Genomic DNA, 24,057 nt, shown 5'->3' on the forward strand with positions numbered 1-24,057 from the left:
ACGATGGAGCGACGGACGGAGTTCCTCACGGCCAAGCAATTAGCTGACCTGCTGCAAGTCAGCGAGGCGACGATTCATCGCTTGCGTCGTCGCGGACGAATCCCGGCCATCGTGCTCACCAAGCGCTTGATTCGATTCCATCTGCGCGATGTCAAGGCGGCCCTCGGCTGCGGGCGCTCGCGCTCGACGGAAGAGGAGGAGCCATCGGCCGAGCAGCTCTCGTTCGCGGACTTGTTCGCCGAGTTCGAGATTAAGAAACATTTTCGTTGACAAACTCTCCGATGGCCTCTATCATCTCTTGGCGCGAGGCTGGTATGGCCGGCGGGGGCCTGATGGGGACCTTCGGCCGGCCAGGGCATGTGGGAGAGCCACCGTGGGCCTACGCTGAGGAAGATGGGAGGCGATCGAGAGGGAAAGGAGGAGCTATGGCGACACTGGGGCTCGTGGGAGGCATGATGTTGATGTGGATGCTTCTCGAACCGGAGGTGGGACGTAGTACCTTTCACGCTCCGGATGCGACCTCGACCTTCAAGATCTTCCTGCGATGGGCTCACTTCGTCGCAGGGATCACTTGGATCGGGCTTCTCTATTTCTTCAACCTGGTGAACGTCCCATTCATGCAGCGGCTTGACGCGCAAACGCGTGGTAAGGTCGTCCCGATCCTCATGCCGCGCGCTCTTTGGTTCTTCCGGTGGGGAGCAGTCGTGACGGTCCTGGTCGGGCTGACCTACTACGCCATGTATATCCTCCATACGGAGGCCCAGAATGCGGGGATCGGCACCTGGAGCACCCTCTTCAAATGGTTGGCTGTCGTAGTGGTGACGTGGGCGATCATCTATGCGCTGCTGCAGCCGGTCTCGGGCGCCCTCAATAAGGGATCAGTGCTGGCCGTCATCGTCATCGCACTGATCCTGGTCATGTCATGGGTGTTGATTCGGATACTCGGCGCGCCAGGGCCGACAGGCGAGACGCTCGGGAATAAGTCGCTCTCCATCGCCTTGGGCGGCGGATACGGGATCATCATGTTCTTGAACGTGTGGGGGATCATCTGGCGCGCGCAGAAGCGGGTCATCGCCTGGACGAAGGAGAGCGCGGAACAAGGCACGCCGATGCCGCCCGAATCGGCCAAGCTCGCGCGACGCGCCTTCTTGGCCTCGCGCCTGAACGCGTGGCTCTCGCTCCCCATGCTCTTCTTCATGGGAACGTCTCACGGCGATTACATCTGGTTCGCGAAGTAATCGCGAGCCGCGCGCGATGAGCGTTTCCGACATCCAGCCGGCCTCGCGCGGACGAGGTGATCGGCAAGGGCGGAGTTTTGACATGAGTTTCAGTGGAGATTCTTCGAAAGGAGGGAGGCGATGAGCCGATATTTGATCGTCACCAGCCGCGATCTCTACGAGTACGCGGGCAGCGCCCACGTGTTGGAGCTGGCGGGATCGTTGAAGAATCGCGGGCATGAGGTCACGCTCTATTTGATCGAGAACGGCGTCCTCGCCGCGCGCAAGGGAGGGCAACTGGCCGCTCGCTTGAGCGACTTGAGCCGAGCGGGTGTGACTGTGCTCGCTGAAGATGTCTCGGCGAAGGCGCGCGGCATCGAGCAGGTGGCCGAGGGCGTGCGCCTCTCGAACATGGATGAATTGGCCGATCTCATCGTGGATGGCTGCGATAAGGTCATCTGGTATTGACGCGCCCCGCGCGATCGGGGACAGCTTCGGATCAGGAGGAGGATTATGACTCGAGGCAACAGTGCGAAGAGTGTCGCCATCGTCTTGGCGACCGGCTCTTACGAACGCGAAGCGCCGACGACCGTCCTCCGCTTGGCGGAGAAACTGCTGCAGCGGGGGGTCAACGTCAACGTATGGGCGTTCGAGGAGGCCGTCACGCTGACGAACAAGGACCAAATAGACCACAGCGAACCCGGCGCCCTGCAGGGCGTCTTGGGCGAGAAACACTCGCACGTGAGCAAATACATCGACATGTTGCTGCGTGCGGGTTTGCACGGAGCCAAGCTCGATTGGGTCTCTTGCATCCTCTGCGTGCAGGAGCGCGGCGTCGAGAAGCACCAGATGAACTCGGTGACCATTGGGACGCTCGGCGATCTGTGGAAGTTCGTTCGGGCGGCGGATCGCGTCATCACGATTCCGTCATACCGATGAGGCGGGAGGAGAGGCTATGGCGGAGAAGACGTTAGTGATCTTCGAGAAGCCGATCTACCTTTGCATGGAGCCGGTGGATCCGCATCTGTTCGCGACGGCCTTCGGCGTCGTGGAGACTCCGGTCGAGGTGAACGTCCTGCTGCGCGACTCGGCCGTCACCTATGCCGTCGAGCGCCAGGACATGAAAGGCGCGAAGGTCCTCGGCGTGGACGTGCAGGAGTTCGATACGAATCCGGCTCGCGTCGTGAAGTTCATGCTGGAGCACGGAGGTCGGGTCTATGCAGTGCGGGAAGACGCCGAAGCGCGAGGGATCGCACCGAGTGATCTCGTCCCCGGCGTGCAGCTCATCTCCCGCGAGGAGGCGATCGGTTTGATCGAGACCCATGATGCCGTGATGGTGTGGTGATGATCGAGGCCCGTTCGGGAGCGTTCCACGTGGAGAAGACCCTGGACGTCCGAGGCCTCTTCAATCCCATTGATTGTCGAAGCCTCGGCGTCATCAAACTCGCCTTGCAAGATCTGCGACCGGGTCAGGTCCTCGAAGTCTTGGCGAATCGGTTCCAGCAGCGCGAGATTCAGGCGTGGGTCAAGAAGTTCTCTCATCGCCTCCTGCGCGAAGTGGACGAACAGGGGCTGGTGCGCATTTACATCGAGAAAGGGCGCTGACGTGGACGACGTCTGTTGTCGCGACCGGCGAAGAACGCGCAAATGTTACTGCTCTTTTTTCTGCTGAGGAGCGTCAGGGTGAATTTCCTCGTGCGATGAGAGGCTCGCTCAATCTTCCCAATGCTCTTCCCCATCGTAGTGGAGGACGAGGGTCTCGCCATCCACGACGGTCTCCAGATGAACGTCGCGCCCCCAGAGCTTGTAGACATACTCCAGCGTCTTCTTCGCGTATTCGATATCGAGTTCGATGCCCTCGTAGCGGTGGCGCAGATAGAGTTCTCGGTTCCAGTTGTAATCCCCATCCAGCACCTCGATGACGGGGAAGCCGAAATTCGTCATATCGGCGACCATCTGATCCCGCACGCGCTCCCACGTCTTGTCCGTGATCACCCACTCCTCTTCGTCCCTCAGTTCGAAGATATAGAGGTCGAGGTCTTCGACGAGCTGCCGGGTCAGGTAATTTCGAATGAACGAGATGTCGTTCTCCAGTTGCCGAACCTCGAAGATCTTCTCGCGGCCTTTTCCGGGCTCGCGACCGTACCTCTCGACCTCCTCGGGCGTCGGGTGATCCCACCGTCGCTCGATGTCCTCGAAGATCTTGAACCCGACATAATAGGGATTGAGACTCCCCTTGCGCGGAGAGACGACGGCGGCATGCAATTGCGCGAACTCGAGGAATTCTTCATCGGTCAGATCCAACTCTCGCAAGATGCGGGTGTGCCAATAACTGGCCCATCCCTCGTTCATGATCTTGGTCTGAAGCTGGGGGACGAAGTACTCCATCTCTTCGTGAATCATCGCCATGATGTCTCGCTGCCAGGGCTCCAGGATGGGCGAATGGGTCATGATGAAGCGCACCAAATCCTTCTCCGGTTTCGGTGGGAAGCGACGCTCGGTCTCTTCCTCTTTCGTCTCCGGCGACGTCTCCCGCTTCAGTTCATCGAGGGCGAATAGATCGTCATACATCCCTGGTTTGGAGGGCGACGGCTTCGGCTTCTCCCGCTCCTCATCGCGCGCCTCGCGGATGAAGAGATCGGGATTGATGTGTTCCTGGATCGAGAGGACGGCATCGAGGAATTCCTCGACCTTCTTCCGCCCGTATGTGAACTCGTACTCGCGGATCCGCTCAGCGTGCGTCACGGCTTCGTCCACCATCCGACGGTTGGTGCGGGAGAAGTAGATGTTGTTCTTGAAGAAGTCGACGTGGGCGATCACATGGGCGATGATCATCTTGTTCTGGATGAGGGAATTTCCCTCCAGCAGGAAGGCATAAGCCGGATTCGTGTTGATCACGACCTCGTAGAGCTTCGACAGCCCCAGGTCGTACATGAGCTTCATCTTGTGATAGGCCTTGCCGAAGCTCCAGTGCGAATAGCGTCCCGGGAGCGCGTAGGATCCGATCTCGTAGATCACCGTCGCGGGGACGATCTCGAAATGAATGGGGAACGGATCGAGGCCCATCTCGCAGGCCTTGTCCCAGATCTCTTCGATCGCCTTCTCCAAGGCTTTGATCTCCGCATCGCTCATACGATCTCCCCTCGCCGACCGAAGAAGGCCTTCAGGGCTGGATAGACATCCTCCTTCCGATCAATCCGAACGCCCACGAAGCGGTCTTTGTTCTTGAGGCGCTCGTTGAAGATGGAGAGCAGCGCGCCGCTGGATCGCCGATAGCCGGCGTACTCTTCCTCTCCGATCTCGCCATAGCCGAAGAGATTGCACGTGGCGATCAGCTCATCGGCCAGGCGAACGGCCTCGTCGTTGTCCGAATAGTAGTTATCCCCATCCGAGAAGTGGAAGGGATAGATGTTCCAATCCTTGGGATTGAATCGCTGGCGAATGATCTCCAGGGCGAGGCGATAGGCCGAACTGACGACCGTTCCGCCCGATTCCCCTTGTGTGAAGAATTGCTCCTCGGTCACCTCCTTCGCCTCAGTGTGATGCGTGATGAAGACGACCTTCACGTTGTCGTACTTCGTCCGCAGGAAGCGGACCATCCAGAAGTAGAACGAGCGCGCGATATACTTCTTGAACTCGCCCATGGAACCGGAGACGTCCATCATGGCGATGACGACAGCGTTGGTCTCGTAGCGGATCTCCTCATCCCAACTCTTGAAGCGTAGGTCCTCTTTGCGCAAGGGACCGATTTGCGCGCGGCCTGTCTCCTTGGCTATGCGCTTCATGTTCTCCAGCAGCGTCCGCCGCTTATCGAGGTGGGGGAGAATACCCGTTTTGCGGACTTCGCCGAAGCGCAGCTGGCGCGAGTGAACGGCTTGTTTGCTCTTCTCCTCCAGGTAAGGAAGCTCGAGGTCCTCGAAGATGAGCTTGGCGATCTCATCAATTTCGACCTCGGCCTCGTAATAATCCACGCCCGGTTGATCGCCGGCTCCGGGACCGCGTCCGGGTCCCCATCCCTCCCCTTCGCGCCCGATCACGTCGCCGACGCGAGAATCGCCCGCGCCTTGCCCCACGTGCTTCTTCTTCCGGTAGTCGTAGCGGAACTTGTACTCTTCGAGGGAGCGAATAGGGATGCGGATGGTCTTCTTGCCGTCCGAGAGGATGATGGATTCGTTGGCGACGATGGAGCCGAGATTCTTTCGGATCGCTTCGCGGACACGCTCCTTATGACGCTCTTGATCGAGATAGCCCTTCCGTTGCAACGACCAATCATGACGATGGACACGCATAGGCCCTCCTCCGGCGGCCGCCGGGACCGCGCGCGGATCCTCCCACGCCCTCAGGCGCGGGAGAGCAAGGAGCCGACGTAATTGAGCAACTCATTGGCGCAGACGGAGCAATACCCATGCTCTCGGATCAACCGATCGATCACCTCGTTGAGGCGTCGAAGCTGATCCGGATCAGCCGTCTTGCTCGTCGTCGTGATGCGCACGACGTCCTTCAAATCGGCGAAGATCTTCTTCTCAATCGCTTCGCGCAGGCGCTCGTGCGACTTGTAGTCGAATGTCCGCCCTTTGCGCGCGTAACTGGAGATGCGAATGAGGATCTCCTGCCGGAAAGCGTTCTTCGCGTTCTCGGAGATACCGATTTGTTCCTCGATCGAGCGCATCAACTTCTCGTCGGGATCAACCTCCTCCTCAGTGATCGGATCCTTGAGCTTCTCCTTATTGCAATAGGCCTCGACGTTATCGAGATATTTGTCGCAGAGGGTGCGGGCCATCTCCTCGAACGAATAGACGAAGGCGCGCTGGACTTCGTTCTTGGCGATCTCGTCGTATTCCTTCCGAACCATGGCGATGAGGTTCATGTAGCGCTCCCGATCCTCGGCGGAGATGCCCGTATGCTGATCGAACCCATCGCGGATGGCGCGCAGCGCGTCAATGGGGGTCAGACATGTGATCCCATCGCGCACCAAGGCGCTGGAGAGCCGATTGATGATGTAGCGCGGCGAGATGCCCTCCATCCCCTCGCGTTCGGCTTCCTCGCGCAGCTCCTTCACGTCCTTGGCCTTGAAATCGTCCACGTCCTGGCCATCGTAGAGCTTCATCTTCTTGATGAGGTCAATGTTCTGGCGCTTGGAGGGGTGCAGGCGCGTGAGCACAGCGAACATCGCAGCCACGCGCAGCGTGTACGGCGCGATGTGCACGTGCTTGGGAGCTTCGCTCTGATCGAGGAGCTTCTTGTAGATCCGCTCCTCATCGGACACGCGCAAGTTATAGGGCACCCGGATCACGATGATGCGATCTTGCAGCGCCTCGTTCTTCTTATTCGCGACGAAGGCATTGTACTCGTTCTCGTTCGTGTGCGAGACGATGACCTCATCGGCGTAGATCATGGCGAAGCGCCCGGTCTTGATGGACTGCTCTTGCGAGAGGGTGAGCAAACTATAGAGGAACTTCTCGTCGCACTTGAGCATTTCGATGAACTCCATGATGCCCCGGTTGGCGATGTTCAACTCGCCATCGAAGCGGTAGGCGCGGGGATCGGATTCCACGCCGACCTCGCCGATGACGGCCAGGTCCACCGACCCCGTCAGCTCCGTGATGTCCTGGCTCTTCGGGTCCGACGGGGAGAAGGTCCCGATGCCGATGCGCTCCTTCTCGGAGAAGACAATACGCTCGACCAGGACATCCTCGTGTCGGCCATGGTATACGTGTTCGAGATTGTACTGGCACCGCGGGCAGAGGTCGCCCTCGATGTAAATACCGTAGTGGCGCTCGATCTCCGGGCGCAAATCGTGGGGGATCAAGTGCAGCGGCTCCTCGTGCATGGGGCAGCCCTTGATCCCGTAGAGGGCGCCCTCATCGGTGCGAGTGTACTGCTCCAACCCGCGCTTGAGCAAGGTGACGATGGTGGACTTACCGCCGCCCACCGGCCCCATCAGCAGCAGGATGCGCTTGCGGACTTCCAGACGCTGCGCCGCTGATTTGAAGTACTCGACGATCTTCTCGATGGCCTCATCAATGCCGAACAGCTCCTTGGAGAAGAACTTGTAGCGCGTGATCTCGTTGGGCTGGCCCTCGTTGATCTTCTCCACGCCAGCGGCCAGGATCATATCGCAGATGCGCGCGTGCGCCAGGCGAGCGATCTTGGGATTCTGCGTCACCAGCTCGAAATACTCCCGGAAGGTGCCCTCCCATCGGAGCTTCTCGCGCTCCTGACGATGCCGTTCCAGAAGCTCGGCGATGTCCAGCTTCTTGTTCCTCTCCTCCATACGCCTCTCCTCCCCGCCCGTCTCCGCTCATGGGGAGCGGATGGACGTCTCCCGAGGAAAAAAATCTCCGGATCTCAAAAGAGCGAGTGGTTTGGTCCCAAAGATCAGCGTGAGAATCCCGCTGCGACGTCGTCAATCAACGTTTGGCGTGCTCAGGCCCGACGCGCGAGCCTGATCGGCAGTTAGTATACATGAAGCCGCTTCACGGCTCAAGCACCACGCGCGGTTGGATCCGGCCACGTTCGGGCTCGCTCTCACCGACGGCCACCAACCGCCCCCATGCGTCCAGAAGTCGGACATACGTTCGATGCTGGAACCCGCGTCCTGGGATGGCATGGCCGTGGAGCACGCGGCGCACATCCAACTCCGAGAGCCGCAGTGCGGGCATCTCCGGCAGAGCCTCCGAAAGCGGAATGAGGGCTTCGGCCGCCCGCCCCTCTCGGGCGAGCGCCTCGAAGGTCTCGAGCGAGAGCGCCTGCGCGAGCGTGAACTCGCCCACGGCCGTTCGCACCAATCCGTGCAGATGGGCGCCGCAGCCTAAGCGCTGCCCAATGTCATGGGCCAGCGTGCGCACGTAGGTTCCGGCCGAACAGCGCACGCGCATCGTGAATTCTGCCGTTCCGTCCTCAAAGCGACGAATCTTAGCCCCGTCCTCCTCCACCAACTCCAACTCTTCAATTCGCACGCGAATGGGCGCGCGCTCCACCGACTGGCCACGTCGCGCCAATTTGTAAAGGCGAACGCCCCCTTTCTTCTTGGCCGAGTACATGGGCGGAATCTGCTCGTACTCTCCCCGAAATTCGGCGAGCACGCGCTCGATGTCCGCTTCCGTGATGGACGCGGTCTCGCGCAACGGGGTCGTCGGTTTCCCCGTCGCGTCATGCGTCTCTGTAGCGAATCCCAGACGCACGCGCGCGCGATACTCCTTGTCGCGCGCCGTGAGGAAGCGCTGCAGCCGCGCGGCCTTCCCCACGCAGAGCACGAGCACGCCGGTCGCGATCGGATCGAGCGTCCCCGTGTGCCCGATCCGTCTCATCCGCAGCGCGCGTCGCACCCGCTGCACGACATCGTGCGAAGTCAGCCCCGCTGGCTTATCAATGACCAGAATGCCATGCAGTTCCATCACGCGTTCGCTCGCTCCCGATAGACAACCCGCACGCCCTTTCGCCACTCCTCCGCAATCCCAATTTTATAGACGGGGACGCGGGGGTCAATCCAGCGCACCACTCGATCGAACATCGGATGGAAGCGCAAAAACGGCGCGACAATGAGCACGAGCGTCGGCCGATCGGCGATCTTCAGGCCCGGGAAATAGCCGCGTCGCGTGATCTCCCCGCGGCGCCGATGCCATTCGACTCGCAACCAGTACTCCGCGGCCTGCATCGGCGCTTCCACATCCTCTTCGGTCTTCAGCTCGAGGAGCGCGAGTTGTCCATCGTCGGTGATCCCCAACAGGTCTACAAGGCCATATCGCTCCGTCTCGGAGACCGGAATTTGCGGATAGAGAAAACGCGGATCCAGTCGCGGATCCACGCGACGCACATCCTCGCGGATCACCTCTTCCAACCACCGTTCGGCTTGAAGGCGATAAGCGGGATGCGTTTTCTCCTGGCTCTCCGGATGACGGATGCGGGCGATCTCGTGAACGAAGCGCTCAAACTCCTCCCAGTTGTCGCGGAGAGGGCGCTTGTTGGCACCGAGGCCGAAGAAGAGCCGATCGCGCGAGAGGCGAGCGATCTCCAATCCGCGAAGGCGCAGAGATTCTACGGCGGAGCCCGGACGCCGAGCGACGCGCAAGAGTCCGGGGACGAGCGCCATCGCGCGATCGCGCAGAGGATGCGGGGGAAGCTCAGTGATAGGACGTGGCAAGCGCATCTGGCGCGGATCGAACAACGCTCCTTGGTCGAAAGGGGTCACCGCCGTGAGTGTGCCCTGCTGCTCATCCACTTCGTAGAGGTCCAAGCGCGGTCCATCTGACCGCAGCACCGTCAAGCGTCGCGCCACCGTCGTCGCTCTTCCTTTGGGCGCGAAGAATACGAGCCGTCGCGCCTCAGCGCCTGATGCGGAACTCGCGGCCTGTTCCCACCAGATGAGGCCAGCCGTCACCAAACCCTCGATGCGCGTCGGCGGCTCGCCCAAATTCACTGCAATGGCGATCGCCCGTTCCCCCCTCCGTGTGAAGATCAAGCGCGTGTAGGCCCCCGAGAGGTGATGCGCGTCGTCGCGATGCGTCGCCACGTACTCGATGCGCGCGCCCAACTCGCGCTCGATCAGCCGACCCAGCACGTTGGCGAAGGTGCGCCGTCGTTCCTCAATCGCCTCCCCGCCGGCGCTCTCAGCCGATGCGATCTCCAACGTCGCCGTTCGTCCCGGCCTCCGTTCGAGTCGCAGGAGGAGGCGCTCGCCCCGAATCTCATACGCCTCGACGCGCCAGCATTCGGAGAACTCCTCGCCCCAGAGGAAGAGGATCAGTCTCCCGAATTCGAACGAGACCGAGATCTGCTCATCTCGCACCCGCTTCGGCGGCCCACCATCGAGCCGGCATACCCATTCCGACCGACGCGCCAGGAACGCCGAGATGTCATAGCGCGCATGCGCGGGATCGAAGAGCATGATGCGTTCCAGATCAGGAGAGAATGCACCGTATCGGAGCTCACCTCTTTGAGGCCCTCACGATCGAACCAGAGTGGAGGGGACGGTCTCTTCTTCCACAACGGCTTCGCGGTAGGAGCATTCCGACCGATGGCAGTACTGAATGCGCTCTTTTCGCCGCGTCACTTTCTCCAGCAAGAAGGATGCTCCGCATTGTGGGCACGCACGGTTCACTGGACGATCCCACACGGTGAAGGAACATTGAGGATACGCGCTGCAGCCATAGAAAATCCGACCTCGACGGGAACGTCGGACGACCAATTCCCCTTGGCAATCGGGCCTCGGACAAGGAATGCCCAGCGTCTCAAGCTTGACATAAGGGCAAGCCGGGCGCCGACTACAGGCGATGTATTCACCATACGGTCCCTGCCGCGCTACGAGCGGAGCCCCACATTCCGGGCACGGCTCGTCTAAAGTCCGATCGGGAGCCGCCAATTGTCCATCTCGCTGAATGCGTCGGGTATTCGTGCACTCGGGATATCCCGTGCAGGCGAGGAACGGCCCGAATCGGCTCTGTCGGAGCACCATCTTGCGGCCACACTTCTCGCACGTGATCTCCTCGAAGCCTCCTCCCTCTTCCTCCGGTGAAGAGAGCTTTTGCGTCGTCCCACAAGAGGGACAAGCCAGAAACGGCCCATAGCGCCCGATCTTCTTCACCATAGATGTCCCGCAGGCGGGGCATTGCTCATCAGTCTCAACGCCCTTGCGCACATCCTCCATCTCGCGCTCGGCACGCGCCAGATCGGCCGCGAATTTCTTGTAGAAGTCCCTGAGGACCTTCACCCAACTGACGCGCCCTTCCTCGACCTTATCCAGCTCCGCCTCCATCTCCGCCGTGTACTCGACGTCGAAGATGTCCGTGAAATGCTCCACGAGCAGATCGCATACGAGCCGTCCCAGCGCCGTCGGTTTGAATCGTCCGTTCACCTTCTGAACGTAGGCGCGGTCCTGGATGATGCTCAGGATTTGCGCATAAGTGGAGGGACGTCCGATGCCGTTCTCCTCAAGTGCCTTGACGAGCGAGGCCTCAGTATAGCGAGGCGGCGGTTGCGTGAAATGTTGCTCGGGCAGCAGCTCAAGGAGCGTCAACTTCTCCCCAACTTCCACCTTGGGCAAAACCGCAGTGGCCTCCTCTTCTTCCTCGTTCTCCTTCTCCTCCTTCGCCTCCTCGTAGACGGTCAAAAAGCCAGAGAACCGAAGGACAGATCCCGTCGCGCGGAAGGTGAATGTCCCCGCGCGGATCTCGAGGACCGTTTGATCGAAGAGGGCAGGCTTCATTTGCGAAGCGACGAACCGCTGCCAGATGAGTTTGTAGAGCGCCAACTCGTCGCGGCTGAGATACGGTGCGACCTGCTCAGGGGTGCGGAAGACCGACGTCGGACGAATCGCTTCATGCGCGTCTTGCGCGTCTTTCTTCGTGCGATAGATGTGAGGTTCCTCAGGGAGCAACTCCTCGCCATAGCGTTCGGCGATGAAGCGGCGCACTTCGGCCAGAGCCGTCTCCGAGACCCGCGTCGAATCCGTCCGCATGTAGGTGATGAGTCCCACGCTCCCCTCGGGACCGAGATCCACGCCCTCGTACAGCTTCTGCGCCAGGCTCATCGTTTTCTTCACCGAGAAGCGCAGCCGACGAGCAGCTTCCTGCTGCAATTTGCTGGTCGTGAACGGGGGGACAGGATGGCGCTTCTTCTCCTTCCTCTCCACCGATGCGACGACGAACTCGCTCTCGGAGAGCTGGCGCACCAGCTCTTGGGCTTCCTCCTCCGTTCGAATGTGCCGCTCGGTCGGGCGAACGCCCTGCTCGAACTCGCTCGTCTTGAGGGCCTGCTCCCCGATGCGGACCAGTCGCGCCACGAAGGGAGGCGGCTCAGCCGCCGAGAGGCGCGCGCCCAGTGTCCAATATTCGGTCGGGACGAACCGTTCGATCTCGCGCTCGCGCTCGACGATCAACCGCAAGGCGACCGATTGCACGCGTCCGGCTGAAAGCCCACGCCGCACTTTCTTCCATAACAGCGGACTCACCAGATAGCCGACGAGCCGATCCAAAATGCGCCGCGCTTGCTGCGCTTCGACCTTGTGACGATCAATCGTCCCAGGATGTTGAAACGCCTCGCGCACGGCATGCGGCGTGATCTCATGAAACAGGACTCGGTAGACCGGCTTCTCCTCGCGCGGACCGACCAACTCCTCCTTCAGGTGTTGACAAATGGCTTCTCCCTCACGATCGGGATCGGCCGCCAGATAGATCGCCTCGGCCTCGCGCGCCGCCCGCTTCAACTCGGCCAAGATCTTCTGATTGTTCTTCTTGACCTCATCGGGGATGATGACGTAGGTCGGGCGGAAGTCATTCTCGATGTCGACGCCTAATTCCTTCTCGGGCAGGTCCTTGATGTGCCCGACCGAGGCCATGACGGTGAATTCTCGACCGAGATACTTGTTGATCGTCCTGGCCTTGGCGGGCGATTCGACGATGACGAGTTTCTTCGCCATGTCACAACTTCTTCACGAACTGCTTTCCCGGCAACTGTCTGATTCTATCTTTCACTTCGAGCTCGAGCAAGATGCGCATCAGCTCGGGCACGGCCAGACCACTGCGCTGCAGCAGCTCATCAATGTGCGTCGGCACGTCAAAGTGCAGCAGCTCCAAGACGCGCTGCTCGTGCTCATCCAGCGGCAGGTGCGGTTGCGTCGGAGCGGCCGGCGCTACCTCGGATTCGCGACGCAAGATCTCTTTCCGGACATCCAGCGGCAGCTCCTCGACGACATCGCGCCAATACTGCACGAGCTTCGCTCCGCATTTGATCAAGTAGTTGGGGCCGTAGCTCCGAGGCGAGGTGATCGGCCCGGGAACGGCAAAGACCTCGCGATCTTGCTCGAGCGCCAGACGAGCCGTGATGAGCGAGCCGCTATGCTCAGCGGCTTCCACGACGACCACGCCCAAGCTCATCCCGCTGATGATCCGATTCCGAAACGGGAAATTCTGCGGTAGCGGCGAGACGCCCGTCGGGAATTCCGACACCAACACACCGTGTTGACGAACCTCCTCGGCCAACGCCCGATGCTCGCGTGGATACACGATGTCCAATCCCGTGCCGAAGACGGCGACCGTGCGACCTTTCGCCTCGAGCGCTCCGCGATGCGCCGCCGCATCAATGCCACGCGCGAACCCGGAGACGATCACCAAGCCGCGCCCCGCCAGATCGCGCGCTAGCTCCGTCGCCACGTTCACCCCATAGGGAGATGGACGACGCGTCCCCACGATCGCGAGTGCTGGCGCCGCGAGCGCGTCCACCTGTCCGAGCGCGTAGAGCACGATCGGCGGATCGTAGATGCGCCGCAGCAGCGGCGGATAGCGCGGATCTTCGAGCGTGAGCACCTCGGCGCCGAGCTTCTCCAGCTTCGCTAGTTCTTCCTCCGCCCGCCGTCGTGGCTCTTCCGAACGAATCCGATCGATCACCTCGTCCTCTAACCCGAACGCCTGCAGCTCCGATCGCGAAGCGGCGAAGACATTCGTCGGCGAGCCGAAGCGCTCCAGTAAGCGCCCGGCCGTGCGCGATCCGATGCCAGTCACCAAGCTCAACGCCACCCAATCTCGCACTTCCGCGCCCATGGCGTTTTGCCTACGGGAGAAAGCGTTCTCGCCCCTCGCCTTTCCCCACGCGCGCGAGACATCTGGGAATTTACCAGAGGACGCGAAGGAACACAATGGCACGTCCTCTCGCTACAGCGTCCCCAGGAGCCAATCCCAAAGCGGCGTCGTCACGCCAAAGCGCGTGCGCTCCCCTTCCTGATGATGGCGCTGATGATGACGTCGCATGGCGCGCATCCAAGGGGTTCGGGGATTCCCGAAATGCGCGACATAGTGCGTGAATTCGTAGAACAGATATCCCCCCCACAGGCCGAGCAGAAGCGTCACCGCCTTCGGCCAGGAGCCCAGGATGCCTAGAAAAAGCAGGAAGAAGAACGCGCTCACCGATGCGCTCGCTGAAAAGCGAATGAAGTTCGAGCCCACGACGTGCGACGCCTCGTGATGAACGCCGTGGGCGAGATAGAGGAAAGCGCGCATTCGCGCCGAGCGCGCGCGAATGTGCAGCCCCCGATGGATGACATATTCCAAGAGGGACCAAAGCAAGAGGCCCACGATGGCGAGCCCAAGCAGGGATGGCCATGCCGATGGCGCCTGTCCCACGGCCGCCGCGCCGAGAACGATTCCCCCACCGGCGTAGAAGAAAAAGGGCCGGAAGTGAGCGCGACACGCGCGAAACCATCCTAGCGCATGATCGTCGCGATTCTGCCTCATGAGCTTCGTCATCGTGCAGCGGGCTCACAATCTGTCTGGCGGAGGCGCGTGGGAATCGAACCCACCGGCGTCGGCTCTCGCCGTCGCCCACCGGGTTTGAAGCCCGGGGAAGTCACCAGACCCCATTCGCCTCCGCCCACGCAATCACGCGCACGATCTTCTCGCGCTGCTCGCTCTTCCGCCGTCACCTCCCGCCGCACTATCTGCTCGCCCTTCCATGGTCACAATGGTAGAAGTCGGACTACAGGCTCGTCAAACGCTCCGGCGCGTGAGCGAACCCTCTACGGAACGAATTGGGAGCGAGGGCGACTTCGCTTCGACGTCAGGCCGATGAACATCGCCCCCCAATTAAAATCCTCCTCTCGAAGCGTCGCTGCTTCCTCGCAGAAGGGTCGTGCACAATGGACGCTCGATCCGAAATCGTCCGCGAGGAGCTCTCGCTCGTCGCGATCCCATGTCCTCTCGACGCGAAATGCCCGATGAGCCTCCTGGCGCGGAGGCCCGATCCGGGCGCTCACGCTCACGGGACCGCGAGCACGGCGATGCGATGGCGATTGGCGAGCGCGATGAGTTCGTCACGATCCAAGAGCAATGTCTTGTGCGCCGTGATGGCCAAGGCCGTCGCATGGCATTCGATCATCGTCTCGATCGTGGGAACGCCAATGACGGGGACATCGAAGCGCATGTCCTGATTCGGGCGCGCGACTTTGACGACGACGAACGGACGTCCACCAAGCAGCGAAGCGGCGCGACGGATCGTCGCATCGGTCCCTTCCATCGCTTCAATGGCGACGATCGCGCGATCTTTCACGGCAATCGTCTGCCCCAGGTCCAGGCGAGCGATCTCGCGAGCGATCTCCAATCCGTATTGGAGATCATCTCGCTCCGATCGCGAAGGCGCACGCGCCGTGAGCACTCCTTCGGGCGCCAGTAGTTCGGCGACGAAGAGCGTCGAATCCACGACCTGGATGCCCTCGCGCTCCAATTCGGCGACCACAGCGCCGATCAAGCTGTTCGTGTTCTTGTGAGGCAGGCGCAGGAGGAGCTTCACCATGCGCCAATCGGGAAGAGCGGGGCCAAAGATCTGCACGTGCTTGACCTGCCCCGCCAATACGGCATGCGTGACCCCATGTTCGCGGAAGAATTCGATCAGATGGCCGAGTTGTCCGACGCCCAGCCAGCGCACCAGACGCGCCTGGCGCTCGATCTCCGGGGACGTCTCCTCCCGAATCGCGGCGACAACCATTTCGATCCCCCGCCGCCGCGCCCCCTCAAGCACAAGGAATGGGAACCTCCCGTTGCCGGCGATCAAGCCGTAGCGCCGTTCATGCTCGGACTGGGTCACTTCACGACGCCCCGTTGCGAGGTCTCGATGAAGGCGATGAGGTCTTGAATTTCGGGGATATGGCCGAGTTCTCGCCGCATGGCCTCGAGCGCTTGTGTCGTGTTGAGCTTGGAAGAGAGCAGCAGATGGAACGCCCGATCAATGGCGCGCCGCTGCTCGGGCGTGAACCCCTTGCGACGGAGTCCGACAGTATTCGGCCCATAACAACGGGCATGATTCCCCGCACAGAGGGAATAGGGCATCACGTCCTTCACCACGACGGCGTAGGCGCCCACGAACGCATATTTCCCGACGCGGCAGAATTGGTGCACGCCCACATAGGCGCCGAGCGTCGCATGATCCTCAACGAGAACATGACCAGCTAAGGACGCGCCATTGGCCATGATGACGTGATTGCCCACGCGACAATCGTGCGCCACATGCGCTTGCACCATGAGCAAATTGTCGTCCCCGATGATCGTGAGCCCGCCGCCGCCTTCCGTCCCGCGGTGGATCGTCACGTATTCGCGAATGCGATTGCGCCGACCGATGACGACGCGGCTGCGCTCGCCCTTGTACTTCAGGTCCTGGGGGATCTGCCCGATCGAAGCGAAGGGGAAGATGACGGTCTCTTCCCCGATCTCGGTCGGCCCTTCGATGACACAATGCGCGGACACGCGCACGCGGTCGTGGAGGATCACGTCATCGCCGATGATGGCATAAGGACCGATGTGAACGTCCTCGCCCAATTCCGCGCGCGGACTCACAATGGCCGTGGGATGGATGGTGACGCTCATGCGTCCTCCCCCGACGTATCGTCCACACGGGACGAGGCGTCCGCCTGAAACGCGGGGACTTGAAGTGCGGCAGCGTTCTTGCGGACGGCGTTGATGTCGACCAGCGACGAGGTGATCTCAGCTTCCGCCACCAACTGCCCATCCACATACGCTTCTCCCCGCAACCGAATGTAGCGGGATTTCAGCTTGAGGACCGTCAGCTCCAAGCGCAAGGTATCGCCCGGCACGACGGGTCGTCGGAACTTGGCCTTGTCAATGCCCGTGAAGAAGACGAGCTTATTGCTCGCATCGGCCACTTCATGGTACATGAGCACGCCGGCCGTCTGCGCCATCGCTTCGATCACCAAGACGCCGGGCATGACCGGAGCCCCCGGGAAGTGGCCTTGGAAGAAGAACTCATTGAGGGTCACGTTCTTGATGCCGACGATCCGCTTCCGCGGTTCGAACTCGATGATGCGATCCACCAGCAGGAAGGGATACCGATGCGGAAGGAACTGCTGAATCTGCACGGCATCGAATACGGTCTCCATAGGTCTCCCACGCACTGTGCGGACGACGCGGCGATTGTCCTCAACGAGAAGCTCCTCCGCGCTCGCGAACGTTCGCCCTCACGGTCTTCGCGGAGGGGTCCTTTGAGAGGCCGGACTCGATCGAGCTCCGGAAGCCGGGCGCTCGACGCTCGAAGAGGCCGGCGCCGCCGATGAAGGCGCAGAGGACGTCGTCACCGGATTGGCCTTGTTGTACTCATTGATGAAATCGCGCGTGATGTCGGCCGCCGGATCCACGTAGACGAGCCCCCCCGCCTGCACGAGATTGGCGACCTCTAAGACGATGGTGATCCCTCGACTCTTGGCGTACGTCTCCAGGAAAGCCCCAATCCGTTCGCGCACCGGCCCGATGGCATCCCGAAGAGCCCGTTGATACGCGCGCTCGGCATCCTCTTTCTTCCGCTGGTATTCGCGTTCTAGCTGCTCGAGCGTTTCCTGCTTATCGGCGCGCGCTTGTGGGGTCAGGTTCGGCCCCTGTGTCTCCAACTCTCGACGCAAACTCTCCACGCGCTGCTCGAGGGCCTTCAACTCCGCCTCCTTATCCTTGAACATGTCGTTGACCCGCCGCGCTTGCTGAAGGAGCTGCTGAATGCCATCATCGGCGAAGAACGCGTTCGTGTTGATCACGGCGATGCGTCCGACGGGAACGGGCGCCGGCGTCGCTCCTTGCGATTGCGGCGGCGATTGCGTCGGGGTCTGTCCTTGCGCCCAGACCGAAGCCCATCCCCCAAGGCTCAGCAGGGCGATCATGAGACCAATCGTTCTCATACCTTTCCCCCTGGATGGTTTCGCAAAGTGGGATTGTACTTCGTCCCGTCGAAGGAGGCAAGATAGCTCACCGCGCTGCCTCCGACAGCGTGCTCCCGTCCGTCACCATCACGCGCGCGATGTGCGTGGCGCGATAGCTCGTCTCGTCGATCTCGATGAGGGCGCCGCAGAGGCGCACGTCGCCGGAAGCGACCTCGAACCGCTGCGGCATACCATGCAGGAACCGTTCTAGAATCTGCTCCCGTTTGATGCCAATGACTCCATCATACGGTCCCGTCATGCCGAGATCGGTGATATACGCCGTGCCCCTGGGCAAGATCCTTTCGTCAGCCGTCGGCACATGCGTGTGCGAACCAAAGACGACGCTCACCCGCCCATCTAAGTACCACCCCATGGCGATCTTCTCCGACGTCGCTTCGGCATGCATGTCCACGATGATGATCCGTGGCTCGCGAATCTCGGCCAAGAGAGCGTCAACGGTCCGAAACGGACAATCGCTCGGGGACATGAAGACGCGCCCTTGCAGATTGATCACCGTGATCGGATGCCCGCGCGCAGAGCGACCGGACCAAACGCCACGCCCGGGCACGCCCGGCGCGTAATTGGCCGGACGCAAGAGCCGAGGCTCAGTCTCGATGATCTGAAAGACCTCCTTCTTGTCGAAGATATGGTTGCCCGACGTCATCACGTCAATGCCCGCGGCCAATAGCTCCTGCGCCACCTCGGGCGTGACGCCGAAGCCACCGGCGGCATTCTCCACATTGGCGACAACGAATTCGATCTCCAGTTGCCGCCTCAACTCCGGAAGCTTCTCCCGAACGATGTGACGTCCCGGGCGCCCGACGATGTCCCCGATCACGAGCACGCGCATACCGATCCCCTCTTGAAGCAAAAAATCTTCGGGGCTTCCGCTGGGCCGTGTGGTGGCGACAGTTGAACCTGGATTTCTCCAGGTGGGCGGCCTAGCCCTTATCGTCGGTTTCCCCGCTTCTCCGGCGGGGCCTACCTTGATAAGGTCCCTCGCATCGGCCTCCCAAACGTTCTCGTGTTGGCTCTAACTTCGCCCACCATCACCAACTTTGCAGAAGCCCCGTTGCATGGCAGAGTATACCCCTTTCCGCCCTGAGGGTCAAGCTGACCGCGCTTTGCTCGCCTTCACGGCTTCCCCCTACAGCCGTTCCGCCTCGGACCAAACCCTCCCTACGCCCGCTCAGACTCGAAGTCATAGTCGGCGACGCCGCTGCCGCCCATCTTTCAAATGGGCCAGGAACTCCTCGCACGGGAGCGTGTTCAGGATGTCCTCGCGCTGCGCCCAGCCGCGCCGCGCTTGCGCAATGCCATAAGCCAAGACCCGAAAATGGCCGACATGATGCGCGTCCGAGTCGATGACGAGCTTCACCCCCGCTTCGACGGCCTTGCGAATGTGCTCGTCTTTCAAATCGAGGCGTTCGGGATAGGCATCAATCTCCAAGATCGTCCCCGTCTCCCGGGCCACCCGGATGATCTCGTCCATGTCCACATCGTACGGCTCGCGCTTGAGCAGGATGCGCCCGGTCGGATGAAAGAGAATATCCGCATGCGGATTTCGCATGGCGCGCACGATGCGCTCCGTCATCTCCTGGCGCGACAGATTGAAATGCGAATGCACGGCGATGCCAACGACGTCCAATTGCGCGAGCACATCGTCGCGGATGTCGAGCGTCCCATCCTTGCGGATGTTGACCTCGGCGCCAGTGAGGACTCGAATCCCCCTGAGCTTGCGGTTCAAGCGGCGAATCTCCGCGATCTGCTCGAGGAGTTTGGCTTCGTCCGAACCGCGCGTCATGGCCAAGCTGCGCGTATGATCGGTGATGGCGATGTACTCGAGGCCGAGCCGTCGGGCTTCGAGCGCCATCTCCTCGATCGAATTCGCGCCATCGGTCCAGTTGGTTTGTACCTGCAAATCGCCGCGCAGATCCCCGTATTCGATCAAGCGCGGCAATCGTCCCTCACGCGCCGCCTCGATCTCGCCTCGATCTTCGCGCAGCTCCGGCGGGATGTAACGCAGCCCCAGCGCTTCGTAGATCTCTTCCTCGGTTCGCCCGGCGATGCGACGTTCCCCGCGAAACAGCCCATATTCGTTCAGCTTCAGCCCCATTCGCTCGGCGATCCGTCGCAACGCGATGTTGTGCTCCTTGCTCCCGGTGAAATATTGGAGCGCCGCGCCGAAACTCTCCCGAGGGACGACCCGGAGGTCCACGTCCAGCCCGTTCCGAAATTTCACTCGGCTGCGCGTCTCCCCTTTCTCGTGGACATGCTCCACCTCGGGCAGAGAGACGAAGGCCTCCATCACCCGTTCGGGACGCCGCGAGATAACCAAGAGATCGGCATCACCAACGGTCTCCTTCCGACGCCGCAAGGACCCCGCGATCTCCACGCGTTCGACCTCCGGCAAGGCGGCCAGCCGCGCGCACACGTCTTCCATGAGCGGCAGGATCTCGCCGAGGAGGAACCGGCCTCCGCGTCGGCGCAGGAACTCGATGCCCCGTAAGATGGCCGCTTCCGTCTTCTCGCCAAAGCGCGGGAGTTGTCGGATGCGTCCCTGTCGTGCTGCTTGCTCCAACTCGTCGAGATTGGTGATCCCCAAGGCCTCGTAGAGAGCGCGGATCGTCTTCGGCCCCACGCCTTCGATCCCCATGAGCGAGACGAGGTCAATCGGATATTTCCGCCGCAGTTCCTCATAATACGCCATCCGCCCCGTCACGAGCAGCTCCTCGATCTTCTGCGCGATGCTTTTGCCGACCCCAGGGATCTCCTCTAGGGCCTTTATCCCCCCCCGCGCGTACAGCTCCGCGATCGGTTCCTCCAGCGCTTCCACGGCATAGGCGGCCTTCTCATACGCGCGCGGCTTGAATTCCACGCCCTCCATGTCGAGGAGGAAAGCGATGTGTCGCAGGATCTCCGCGACGTCACGATTGGTCATGCCGATCCCCCTCGCTCTCGCTCGATGAGCACGCGGCGCAGGATCTTCCCTGACGCTGAGCGCGGGATTTGCTCTACGAACTCCACGCGACGAATCTTCTTGTACGGCGCCACGCGCTCGGCCACGTAGGCCATCAGCTCCTCCGCCGAAGCCTCAGCCTTCAGCACAATGAAGGCCTTCGGCACTTCTCCGGCTTCTTCGTCAGGGCTGGGAATGACAGCGGCATCAGCGACCGCCGGATGCGAGAGCAATACCGCCTCAAGCTCGGCTGGTGCGATCTGCAAGCCCTTATACTTGATCAGCTCCTTGATCCGGTCCACGACGTAGAAATACCCGTCCTCATCCACGTAGCCGATGTCGCCGGTGCGCAGCCACCCGTCCGCCGTGATCGTACGCGCCGTCTCTTCCGGGCGCTTCCAATAGCCCTTCATCACCTGTGGGCCTCGAATCCACAACTCCCCCAATTGACCGACGCCTAACGGCGTTCCCGTCTCCGGATCCACGATCTGACATTCCGTGTTGGGAATGGGTGGACCAATCGAAGCCAATTTGACCCGCGCCGGATCCTCGGGATTGGCATGGGTCACCGGGCTCGCCTCTGTCAACCCATAGCCTTGCAGCACGAGACATCCCAATCGCTCCGCACATGCTCGCGCGACGGATTCGCCCAAGGGCGCGGCCCCCGACATGATGACCCGCAGCTTCGAGAGATCGTACCGATCCACCACCGGGTGCTTGGCCAACGCCAGAATGATCGGCGGCACCAAATAAGCGCGCGTCACCCCATAATCCTGGAGCGTTTGCAAGAACACTTCCAGCTCGAACCGCGGCATCGTCACGATCGTCGTCCCCTTGCAGAGCATGAAGTTCATGAGGACCAGCAGGCCGTAGCTGTGAAAGAAGGGAAGCACGCCGATGATGACATCCTCCTCTCGCACTTCCCGAAAGGCGACGTCCACCTGACGGATATTGGCGACCAAGTTGTAGTGCGTGAGCATGACGCCTTTGGGCAAGCCCGTCGTCCCACTGGAGGCGGGCAAGGCCACGACGTCTTCGCGAGGGGAGATCGAGACCTCTGGCACGCGATCAGCATCCCCGAACAGATCGCGCCACGAGTCCTCACCGATGACGAAAACGTCTTCAACACCTGCCTGACGGGCCGCTTCCTGCGCTTTCTCCACAAGCGGCGGGACGGTCAGCAAGTACTTCGCCCCCGCATCTCGAAGTTGCGTCGCCACCTCCTCCGTCGTGTAAAGCGGATTCACCGTCGCGTTGATCCCGCCGATTAACGCGACGGCGTGAAACGCGATGGCGTATTCGGGGAGATTTGGGCTGTAGATGGCCAACACATCACCTTTGCGGAAGCCGCGCGCCCATAAGCCGGCAGCCACGCGCCGCACCGACTCGGCCAACTCGCGATAGCTCACCGCGCGTCCGGTCGGTCCGTCAATGAGCGCTGGCTTCTCCCCCCGCCGCTCCGCTTGCTCGAGCACAAACGACGTGAGTGGCACTTCGGGAATCGTGATCTCCGGATATGGCCCTCGTACGATCATACGACCCTCCCCTTTCGGCGAATTTCGGCGAAAGTCTATCCCGCCCGCGCCATCAAGGCAATCTTCGACGTCCCGACATGAGCGTAGGAATAAACGCTTGGGTAAAGCGGCTGAACGGCGGCACGAGAGAGTTGGCCGGCGGCCGGACTAACCTCTCTCCGTGAAGCGTCGGATGAATGGAGCGTCAACGCATCAGCCAGCGCTTCCACTAATCCACAAACGAAACGGATCTTCCCTTACTAGAGCAACGCCTAGCGGCCACAGAGAGCGCCTCGCTGCTCAAAAAAAAGATGACGCACAGGCCTCCCCACCTGAGGCGAAGGGGAGGCCCTGTGCTTCCTAACGCTCACGCTCCTGCGTTGGGATTCGCGCTGCTGCGGAACGGCGCGACGTCAACTTGTCCGGCTGCAGTTCCACATGCGGGCAAGACCGGCAATCCTGTTCCTGTACATCCGGTGCCGCCCCCAGGCCCCGTCGAGGTTCCCCACCAGTTATTCTCCGCGTTCAGGTTGTATGTTGGGCCATTGAAGACCAAGCCTCGAGAACCTGCCGCTATACACCCAGGCACATTCGTGCACGTGATATTATTATCGTTGACCCTCGCGGCCGGTGGACCTGCGCTGCTACTCGCAGTCAATGGATCAACGGCGACACCATCGGCATTATCTCGGATCACGTTGGCTTCAATCCGCGCGCCTGGAGAGCTGTCCAGCGCTATCCCTGTCCCTCGAAGAGGAGGGAACGGCGTCGAGGTGACGTTTGTATCTGAGAAGTTGAGGATCGTGTTTCGCCGCACGATAGCGCCGGGCGCTCCGCTTGTGGTTGGGATCGTGACAAATGGAGCGAGCGCAATCCCCGCCAGCGCATCCGCCGTCGAGCCTCCACCATCAATCCGATTCCGCTCTACGACGATGTTCCCCCCAGCAGTGAGGCCCGTCAGACCAATTCCCACCCCCAATAAGTTCGGAGCGGAAGCGTCCGTGATGGTGATCTGATTCCACCGAATCTGCACGTTGGCATTCGTGTTATTTCCGACTATGGCGATCGCCGCATCGCCGATCCGTCCGCTGATGATGTTCCGCTCGATGCGAAATGTAACGCCAGGTCCTCCGTTAACCCCGACGACGATGCCGCTGAAGACGGCTGTGGGCGTCGCTCCCTGAAAGCGGCATCGCTCAATCGTCAAGGGTTGGGGGGTGGGATTGGGCCATCCAATAGCTTGAATGGCCGTCGCGCCATTGGGGACGCGAAATCGCAATCCACTGATTCGCACATGCCCCCCGCGCTGTCTGGCGTCAATCATGCAGTTCACTCCTCCGCCCCAGGTGGGATCGCACGTCCCGGGAGCCGATTGTTGAATCGTCCCAGGCCAGGCGGGCGAGCCGATGATTGTGCCGAACCACCCCGGCGGGATGATCACTGGCGCCGGTTCAGTAATCGTGCCGACGACCAAAAGCGTATGTCCCGGCTGCAGGTTCGGATCCGCAAAGGCCTGCGTGAGATTCGGGTAGCTCTTGTTCAAGTTGCCATTCAAAACCCCGCCTCCTTGCGGCCACGCGGCACGCGGTACAAGAAGGCAACTGAAGCCAACGATGAGAAGAACCGAAACTGTCCACTTTTTCATCGTTCACCTCCGTGTTGTCTCAGAAATGCAGCGAGCTG

General features: G+C 61.3%; 22 protein-coding genes, 1 tRNA gene and 1 other RNA gene. 6 read left to right on the plus strand and 18 right to left on the minus strand.

Going from position 1 to position 24,057, the window contains the following annotated elements; genetic code table 11:
- Window positions 1-3 precede the first annotated feature (3 nt).
- From NZ746_03300 to NZ746_03325, 6 genes are all read left to right on the plus strand, one after another.
- On the plus strand, window positions 4-270 hold the full coding sequence (locus NZ746_03300) for a helix-turn-helix domain-containing protein (GenBank protein ID MCS6816389.1): 267 nt from the start codon (window positions 4-6) through the stop codon (window positions 268-270).
- A gap of 155 nt (window positions 271-425) precedes the next feature.
- A complete protein-coding gene (locus NZ746_03305) occupies window positions 426-1,238 on the plus strand; it encodes a urate hydroxylase PuuD (protein MCS6816390.1) in 813 nt (270 codons plus the stop codon).
- A 120-nt stretch (window positions 1,239-1,358) separates the two neighbouring features.
- A complete protein-coding gene (locus tag NZ746_03310; GenBank protein ID MCS6816391.1) occupies window positions 1,359-1,685 on the plus strand; it encodes a DsrE family protein in 327 nt (108 codons plus the stop codon).
- Between the two features lie 45 nt (window positions 1,686-1,730).
- Window positions 1,731-2,156 (plus strand): DsrE family protein, encoded by a 426-nt coding sequence (locus NZ746_03315; protein MCS6816392.1) that lies wholly within the window; start codon window positions 1,731-1,733, stop codon window positions 2,154-2,156.
- A gap of 16 nt (window positions 2,157-2,172) precedes the next feature.
- Window positions 2,173-2,562, plus strand: coding sequence for a DsrE family protein (locus tag NZ746_03320; GenBank protein ID MCS6816393.1), 390 nt, complete (start codon window positions 2,173-2,175; stop codon window positions 2,560-2,562).
- Window positions 2,562-2,822: a sulfurtransferase TusA family protein gene (locus NZ746_03325; protein MCS6816394.1), complete on the plus strand. Its 261-nt coding sequence runs from the start codon at window positions 2,562-2,564 to the stop codon at window positions 2,820-2,822. Before NZ746_03320 ends, NZ746_03325 begins: the two co-directional genes overlap by 1 nt.
- Window positions 2,823-2,930: 108 nt before the next feature.
- Here the strand turns inward: NZ746_03325 and NZ746_03330 are convergent, their stop codons facing one another.
- From NZ746_03330 to NZ746_03415, 18 genes are all read right to left on the minus strand, one after another.
- Window positions 2,931-4,349: a SpoVR family protein gene (locus NZ746_03330; protein ID MCS6816395.1), complete on the minus strand. Its 1,419-nt coding sequence runs from the start codon at window positions 4,347-4,349 to the stop codon at window positions 2,931-2,933.
- Window positions 4,346-5,506 carry a sporulation protein YhbH gene (gene yhbH, locus NZ746_03335; protein MCS6816396.1) on the minus strand — a complete coding sequence of 387 codons (1,161 nt, stop codon included), beginning with the start codon at window positions 5,504-5,506 and terminating at the stop codon, window positions 4,346-4,348. Before yhbH ends, NZ746_03330 begins: the two co-directional genes overlap by 4 nt.
- Window positions 5,507-5,556: 50 nt before the next feature.
- Window positions 5,557-7,470 carry a PrkA family serine protein kinase gene (locus NZ746_03340; protein ID MCS6816397.1) on the minus strand — a complete coding sequence of 638 codons (1,914 nt, stop codon included), beginning with the start codon at window positions 7,468-7,470 and terminating at the stop codon, window positions 5,557-5,559.
- Between the two features lie 223 nt (window positions 7,471-7,693).
- A complete protein-coding gene (truB, locus tag NZ746_03345; GenBank protein MCS6816398.1) occupies window positions 7,694-8,614 on the minus strand; it encodes a tRNA pseudouridine(55) synthase TruB in 921 nt (306 codons plus the stop codon).
- Window positions 8,614-10,104: a hypothetical protein gene (locus NZ746_03350; GenBank protein ID MCS6816399.1), complete on the minus strand. Its 1,491-nt coding sequence runs from the start codon at window positions 10,102-10,104 to the stop codon at window positions 8,614-8,616. Before NZ746_03350 ends, truB begins: the two co-directional genes overlap by 1 nt.
- Window positions 10,105-10,161: 57 nt before the next feature.
- Complete coding sequence (gene topA / locus NZ746_03355; GenBank protein ID MCS6816400.1) at window positions 10,162-12,633, minus strand: type I DNA topoisomerase; 2,472 nt, start codon at window positions 12,631-12,633, stop codon at window positions 10,162-10,164.
- A gap of 1 nt (window position 12,634) precedes the next feature.
- A complete protein-coding gene (gene dprA, locus NZ746_03360) occupies window positions 12,635-13,753 on the minus strand; it encodes a DNA-processing protein DprA (GenBank protein ID MCS6816401.1) in 1,119 nt (372 codons plus the stop codon).
- 111 nt (window positions 13,754-13,864) lie between these two features.
- The gene (locus NZ746_03365) at window positions 13,865-14,443 is read right to left on the minus strand and encodes a sterol desaturase family protein (protein MCS6816402.1); all 579 of its coding nucleotides are present in this window, start codon (window positions 14,441-14,443) and stop codon (window positions 13,865-13,867) included.
- Between the two features lie 36 nt (window positions 14,444-14,479).
- Window positions 14,480-14,577: transfer RNA gene (locus NZ746_03370), tRNA-Sec, on the minus strand.
- A 386-nt stretch (window positions 14,578-14,963) separates the two neighbouring features.
- Complete coding sequence (gene lpxI, locus NZ746_03375; protein ID MCS6816403.1) at window positions 14,964-15,788, minus strand: UDP-2,3-diacylglucosamine diphosphatase LpxI; 825 nt, start codon at window positions 15,786-15,788, stop codon at window positions 14,964-14,966.
- Window positions 15,785-16,564, minus strand: a complete 780-nt coding sequence (gene lpxA, locus NZ746_03380; GenBank protein ID MCS6816404.1) for an acyl-ACP--UDP-N-acetylglucosamine O-acyltransferase — start codon at window positions 16,562-16,564, stop codon at window positions 15,785-15,787. The genes lpxI and lpxA overlap by 4 nt, the downstream gene beginning before the upstream one ends.
- Entirely contained in the window at window positions 16,561-17,094 is a 534-nt protein-coding gene (gene fabZ / locus NZ746_03385; protein MCS6816405.1) for a 3-hydroxyacyl-ACP dehydratase FabZ, read from the minus strand. The genes lpxA and fabZ overlap by 4 nt, the downstream gene beginning before the upstream one ends.
- Before the next feature lie 78 nt (window positions 17,095-17,172).
- Window positions 17,173-17,880: an OmpH family outer membrane protein gene (locus NZ746_03390; protein ID MCS6816406.1), complete on the minus strand. Its 708-nt coding sequence runs from the start codon at window positions 17,878-17,880 to the stop codon at window positions 17,173-17,175.
- A 67-nt stretch (window positions 17,881-17,947) separates the two neighbouring features.
- Window positions 17,948-18,751: a TIGR00282 family metallophosphoesterase gene (locus NZ746_03395; GenBank protein ID MCS6816407.1), complete on the minus strand. Its 804-nt coding sequence runs from the start codon at window positions 18,749-18,751 to the stop codon at window positions 17,948-17,950.
- Between the two features lie 30 nt (window positions 18,752-18,781).
- Window positions 18,782-18,971, minus strand: a non-coding RNA gene (gene ssrS, locus NZ746_03400) — 6S RNA.
- A gap of 131 nt (window positions 18,972-19,102) precedes the next feature.
- Window positions 19,103-20,842: a DNA polymerase/3'-5' exonuclease PolX gene (gene polX, locus NZ746_03405; protein MCS6816408.1), complete on the minus strand. Its 1,740-nt coding sequence runs from the start codon at window positions 20,840-20,842 to the stop codon at window positions 19,103-19,105.
- Window positions 20,839-22,395: a 4-coumarate--CoA ligase family protein gene (locus NZ746_03410; GenBank protein ID MCS6816409.1), complete on the minus strand. Its 1,557-nt coding sequence runs from the start codon at window positions 22,393-22,395 to the stop codon at window positions 20,839-20,841. Before NZ746_03410 ends, polX begins: the two co-directional genes overlap by 4 nt.
- Before the next feature lie 346 nt (window positions 22,396-22,741).
- On the minus strand, window positions 22,742-23,929 hold the full coding sequence (locus NZ746_03415) for a hypothetical protein (protein ID MCS6816410.1): 1,188 nt from the start codon (window positions 23,927-23,929) through the stop codon (window positions 22,742-22,744).
- Window positions 23,930-24,057: the final 128 nt, after the last annotated feature.

This window comes from Blastocatellia bacterium (genome assembly GCA_025055075.1).
Lineage (GTDB): Bacteria > Acidobacteriota > Blastocatellia > HR10 > HR10 > HR10.